Genomic DNA, 5,634 nt, shown 5'->3' with positions numbered 1-5,634 from the left:
GTAAAACGTCGAAGGACATTTCTCTTAATTTCACATAGGATTCTTCTAATTCTTTTTTACTTGTGTCTACTTGAACGTCTGATGAAAAGTAGGCTTCTAAAAATTTTCCGTCCTTATAGTCTAAGATTACTCCTGGCACCATGCTGGATATTGGACCTTTGTTCCATGATATGGTGAAGAGACGGCCTCCTGCTTTTAAATTCTTTTTATCTTTAAATTCCACTGCGTCTTTTATTTCTTTTATCTCTACATTGTCTTTGAAATCTTTTGGCAAGATAAAGCTTGCTTTTATTTTTTCAAAGTTGATTTTTTCTCCTGATGATTTTAATAATTCAAGAGGAGAATTTAAATATTGACCCAACATTGCTGTTTTTGTTTTGGCGTCCCAATTTATTTTGATTCCAAATGTGTCTGCTAATTTTCTTATTGGTAAATATTTTTTGCCTTTAATTTCTATGCTTTCTATTTTTTGATATTCACTTTCTTTGTAGCTTAGTTTTTCTTTTTCATATTTTAAGTAAGGCATTCTTCTTAAAAGAGTTTTTAGTTCTATATAGGTTTTTCCGTATTTTAAGATTGCTGGAGAGTCCCTTTCTTCTATACTTCCAAATCTGTTATAGCCTACCAATTCTCCGTTTACATAAAGTGTTACGTTAGAGTTTTCTTTTGCGTAAACTCCTAAAAATGTAAGAATAAGACTTAATATTAATAATATTTTTTTCATTTTTTCCTCCTATTTATATTTTTGTCCGGATAATTCTATGGATTTTTTTGTCAAAATTTCAAGAGGATCTATTATTGTGTCTTTTAGGTCATCTTCTATTTCTATGCAGGATAGTTCCGTGCAGGCAAGGATGGAGATTGCTCCAAGCTTTTTATATGTTCTTATTATGTCGTTTAGTTCTTTACTTTTTGTCATGTTTGTTTCTTTTATTTTGTAGATGATTTCCATTATTTTTTCTTGGGTTTTTTGGTCGGTTTCTATTTCTTCCATTTGAAATTCTGCGTTAAATTTTTTATAGACTTTTCCTTTTTTCGTTCCGTCTGTTCCCAAGACTATAAATTTTTTTCCTCTTTTTGACAATTCTTTTAAGGTTTCATAGGGCATGTTTATGATGTTTATTTTTGTAAGTTTTTTTACATCTTCATAAAAATAGTGGAAGGTGTTGCAGGGAATTGCTAAATTTTTTGCTCCATAGGCTTCAAAAATTTTTAAATCTTTTTCTACTTCCTTTAATACTAAGCTTTTATGAAGACCTTTTAAGATTACTTGAGTTCTATCAGGCATACTTGCGTGGGAAGATATTAAAATGTCCAAGTGTTCATTGTCTGATTTTGCATCTTCGTGGGCTATTATTTTTTCATAAAAAACTTTGGTGGCAAGAGGTCCCATGCCACCAAGTATTGCTAATTTTTCCATTAAATTTATGCTTTCTTTAATTCTTTTTTTTCTGTTCTGTAAACTGATTCGTCAAGTTGTCCTTCGCTCTTTGCTACTATTACTGAACAAGCTATATCACCAAGAACGTTTATTGAAGTTCTTATCATATCAAATATTCTGTCTATTCCTGCTACTAGGGCTATACCTTCTACAGGAATTCCTACTCCTTGAAGTACCATGGCAAGCATTATCATACCTGCGCCTGGAACTCCTGCTGTTCCTACTGATGCGAGAACTGTTGTTAAAACTATTGTAAGTTGTTGAGAAGGAGTTAGTGATAAACCGTATACTTGAGCTATAAATAGGGCACATACACCTTGATAAATTGCAGTACCATCCATATTTACTGTTGCACCAAGGGGAAGTACAAAACTTGCTATTGGCTTTGATACTCCAAGTTCTTTTTGTGCAACTTCAAGAGAAACTGGAAGTGTTCCTGAAGATGATGAAGTTGTAAAAGCAAGAGCCCATGGTTCAAAAACTTTTTTAAAAAATGTTCCTACAGGTAATTTTGCAAAGATTTTTATAGATGTTGCATAAACTATTATTGCGTGTAAGAAACATCCTAAGTATACTATTCCGACAACTCTTATTAAAGGAAGTAAAACCTTAGGTCCATTTGCTGCTATAACAGGAACGATAAGTCCGAATACACCTATTGGTGCAGTTTTCATAATTCCATTTGTAATATGGATCATTGCATCTGTCATACCATCAAAGAAATTAAATACTGCTTGTCCTTTTTCTCCTGCAGCAAGAAGTCCGCCGCCGACAAATAGGGCAAATACAATAATTTGTAACATTTCACCGTTTACTAATGATTTAAGCGGATTTGACGGAACAATATTGATGAGTGTGTCAATAAATTGAGGAGCTTCTTTTGCTTCATAAGTAAGTTGATCTGCAGGTAATACGAAGTTACCTCCTACATTTAATAAGTTTGCAAGCCCAAGTCCGATAACAATTGCAATTGCTGTTGTTGCAAAGAAGTAGACAAAGGTTTTTGCACCGATTTTTCCTATTTGTTTTGCATCTTTTAAGTCCGCAACTCCAATAAGAAGTGAAGAAAATACTAAAGGTACAATAACAAGTTTGATTAAATTAAGAAATAAGGTTCCTATTGGTTTTATAAATTTATTTGCCGCATCAGGATTTCCTTGCATCATAATTCCAACGATTACGCCCACTATTAAACCAATTAAAATTTGGAGCGGTAAACTTAAACCTTTCTTTTTACTCATAAAATCATTCCTTTCTTTTGTGATATTTTTATAAGCTTACATTGCTTAGATAAAGTATAGCACATTGGTAAAGTGATATAAAAACTTTTTTTAAAAATGATTGATATTATCAATAAATTGTGTTAATATTAATTTGAAAGTAAGGAAATTTTTCTTTTTTCATATTCTTAATAAGAAATAGATAAGAAAATATGGTCCAATACTTTTAGAAGCAGGTTAAATTACTATGCTTGCTCTTTTTGATTAAGCTTTTTTATTTTAAAATTATAAGATGAAAATTAAAAGCTATAATCTCTTCCATTAACTATTTATTTACTTAACTTACAAAGCGCTTATAGCAGATAGCTATAGGTGGAGATTAAAAAAAGGCCGTTATGAATGGCCTTTTTTTAATAAGATTAGGGTAAATGATAATGATATTTTTAATAAGATTATGATAAATGATAATGCTATTATTGCAAAAAATTAACTTTCGCTATTGCAATTAAAGCTAAAACAGGCTATATTACTATACATAGATTAGCTTTAAAGTTTCCTTGCTATTTGAAGCTAAGACTTATTGATAATATATTAAATTTTTATGAGGTGATATTATGAAGAAAAAATTATTAAGTATGGGAGCAGGAATTTTAATAGGAGTTCTTGGAGATAAAATTTTAAAATCTAACGCAGTTAAAAAAGTTGCCGTATCAACAGTAGCAGGTGGTTTAAAGGCTAAGGAAAGTCTTGATAAGACTATTGAAAAAGTAAAAGAAAGCACTGAAGATATAGTCGCTGAAGCAAAAGTAAAGAATGAAAGTGAAGAAAAAGCAAGGGAAGAAAAAGAAGAAACTATAGAAAAATTAGCAGAAGAAAAATAATTAATTATGCAAGTTAAAATATTACACAGAACAAGAGGGAGAATGAGAGTCTCCTCTAAGAAAAAATTAAATTATGACACAGCTAATAAGCTTAAATATATACTTGAAAAGGTTGAAGGAGTTCATTCTTGTAAAGTTTCAACTCTTTCTTCAAGTATTATATTGGATTATGAGGAAAGCTCCCTGTCGAAACTTGCAAAAAAACTTTTGGAGATAGATCTTAAAAGTTTAGAAAGTTTTGAAATTGAAGATAAGTCTTTCATACCTCTTGATGAAAATGGTCTTTTTCATATTTTAAGAGATGCTTTTGAAATGAGGTTTGTTTTTAAAACTTTTATTCCTTCTCCTTTTAGAGAAATCGTAACTATTTGTCGTGCCTATAAATTTATTAAAAAGGGAATAGATTCGATTTTTAATAGAAGAATAGATGTTAATCTTTTAGATGCAAGTGCTATTTTTGTTTCTCTTGTTTCAAGGGATTATGCTTCTGCATCTTCAATAATGTTTTTACTAAACTTAGGCGAAGATTTAGAGGAATGGACATTAAAGAAATCTCAAGGAGATCTTGCCAGAACTATGGAACTTAATGTTGATAAGGTATTTGTAGTTAATGGCAATGAAAAATATGTAAAAGATCTAAAAGATGTTGAAATTGGAGATTTAATTGAAGTAACTATGGGAACAACTATTCCTGTTGACGGAAAAGTTGTTAAAGGTATGGGCATGGTTAATCAGTCTTCTTTTACAGGGGAAAGTATTCCTGTAGAAAAGATTGAAAACAGTACTGTTTTTGCAGGAACTGTGCTTGAGGAAGGTATTTTAGTAGTAGAGACTGAAAAACTTTACAATGATTCGAGAATTAAAAAAATAATAGAATTGATTGCACAAAGTGAAAAGAATAAATCACTAGCTCAGAAACGTGCAGAAAACGCCGCCGATTCTTTAGTTAAATATTCATTTTTAGGTTCAATTTTAGCTTATGCTTTCACAAGAAATTTCACAAGGGCAAAGGCCTTTTTGATGGTTGATTTTTCTTGTGCTTTAAAACTTACTATTCCTATTTCCGTTATGAAGGCAATGAGTCAAGCGGGAAGAAATGGAATTTTAGTTAAGGGTGGAAAATATCTTGAAAATATAGCTGAGGCAGATTCTATTATTTTTGACAAGACAGGAACTTTGACAAAATCTCAACCGACAGTTAAAAAGGTTATAGCTTTTGAAGGTTATAGCGAAGATGAAGCTTTAAGAATTGCAGCTTGTCTTGAGGAACATTTCCCTCATTCTATAGCAAATGCAGTTGTTAATGCTGCCCTTGAAAAGAATTTGCACCATAAGGAAATGCACTCTGAAACTGAATATATTGTTGCCCACGGTATTTCTTCCAAGATTGCAGGCAAGCCTGCTTTAATAGGCTCTGAGCATTTTATTTTTGAAGATGAAAAAGTAAATTTGCCTAAGAAAAAGAAAACAATGATTGACAAACTTAAGGAAAATTATTCTCTTTTATATTTAGCGTATGATGGAGAACTTATTGCAGTTATTTGCATTTCAGATCCTATTAGGGAAGATGCAAAGTATACTATAAAAGAACTTAGAAAATTAGGCTTTAAAAATATAGCTATGCTCACAGGTGATGCTGAAAATGCAGCAAGATATGTGGCTGAGCAATTAGATATTGATTATTACAAATCCGGAGTTCTTCCTGAAGATAAGGCAAAATATGTTCTATCAGAGAAAAAGCGTGGAAGAAAAGTCATTATGATAGGCGATGGTATAAATGATTCCGTTGCCCTTTCAAATGCTGATGTAGGTATATCTATGCACGAGGGTGCTGATATTGCAAGGGAAATAGCTGATATTTCCATTGGGAATGATGATTTAAAATCTATTATATATACTATAAAGATTGCAAGAGAGCTTCAGGAAAGAATAAAAGATGATTATAGAAAGATTATTTCTTTCAATTCTCTTTTGATTTTACTTGGTTTTTACCAAATTCTTCCAAATACAGGCTCATCTTTCCTTCATAATTCTTCTACAGTTGTAATGGCTCTTGAAAATATGCAGGAATATAAAATTTCATAATAAAAAA

Annotated in this window: 5 protein-coding genes; 2 read left to right on the top strand and 3 right to left on the bottom strand. The window is 31.2% G+C overall.

The window, feature by feature from the left end; genetic code table 11:
- The 3 genes from HMPREF1253_RS08940 to HMPREF1253_RS08930 form a co-directional block, all read right to left on the bottom strand.
- The coding region (locus HMPREF1253_RS08940; protein ID WP_023056458.1) for a copper amine oxidase at positions 1–724 on the bottom strand (724 nt) is incomplete at its 3' end.
- Positions 725–733: 9 nt separating this feature from the next.
- On the bottom strand, positions 734–1,420 hold the full coding sequence (locus tag HMPREF1253_RS08935; RefSeq protein WP_023056456.1) for an aspartate/glutamate racemase family protein: 687 nt from the start codon (positions 1,418–1,420) through the stop codon (positions 734–736).
- A 5-nt stretch (positions 1,421–1,425) separates the two neighbouring features.
- Complete coding sequence (locus HMPREF1253_RS08930; RefSeq protein WP_023056457.1) at positions 1,426–2,682, bottom strand: dicarboxylate/amino acid:cation symporter; 1,257 nt, start codon at positions 2,680–2,682, stop codon at positions 1,426–1,428.
- Positions 2,683–3,275: 593 nt separating this feature from the next.
- Between HMPREF1253_RS08930 and HMPREF1253_RS08925 the strand changes: the two genes are divergently transcribed.
- Both HMPREF1253_RS08925 and HMPREF1253_RS08920 read left to right on the top strand, forming a co-directional pair.
- Positions 3,276–3,542: a DUF6110 family protein gene (locus tag HMPREF1253_RS08925; RefSeq protein WP_023056459.1), complete on the top strand. Its 267-nt coding sequence runs from the start codon at positions 3,276–3,278 to the stop codon at positions 3,540–3,542.
- Positions 3,543–3,548: 6 nt separating this feature from the next.
- Positions 3,549–5,627 carry a heavy metal translocating P-type ATPase gene (locus HMPREF1253_RS08920; protein ID WP_023056460.1) on the top strand — a complete coding sequence of 693 codons (2,079 nt, stop codon included), beginning with the start codon at positions 3,549–3,551 and terminating at the stop codon, positions 5,625–5,627.
- Positions 5,628–5,634 lie beyond the last annotated feature (7 nt).

This window comes from Peptoniphilus sp. BV3C26 (assembly GCF_000478985.1).
In the GTDB taxonomy this organism is placed as follows: Bacteria; Bacillota; Clostridia; order Tissierellales; family Peptoniphilaceae; genus Peptoniphilus_B; species Peptoniphilus_B koenoeneniae.
The sequence above is the reverse complement of the archived record's forward strand: the minus strand, read 5'-3'. Positions and strand labels throughout refer to the sequence as shown.

Excerpts from the sequence above, each read along its gene's own strand:
- HMPREF1253_RS08935 (WP_023056456.1), bottom strand. The coding sequence starts at position 1,420 with ATGGAAAAATTAGCAATACTTGGTGGCATGGGACCTCTTGCCACCAAA.
- HMPREF1253_RS08930 (WP_023056457.1), bottom strand. The coding sequence starts at position 2,682 with ATGAGTAAAAAGAAAGGTTTAAGTTTACCGCTCCAAATTTTAATTGGT.
- HMPREF1253_RS08925 (WP_023056459.1), top strand. The coding sequence starts at position 3,276 with ATGAAGAAAAAATTATTAAGTATGGGAGCAGGAATTTTAATAGGAGTT.
- HMPREF1253_RS08920 (WP_023056460.1), top strand. The coding sequence starts at position 3,549 with ATGCAAGTTAAAATATTACACAGAACAAGAGGGAGAATGAGAGTCTCC.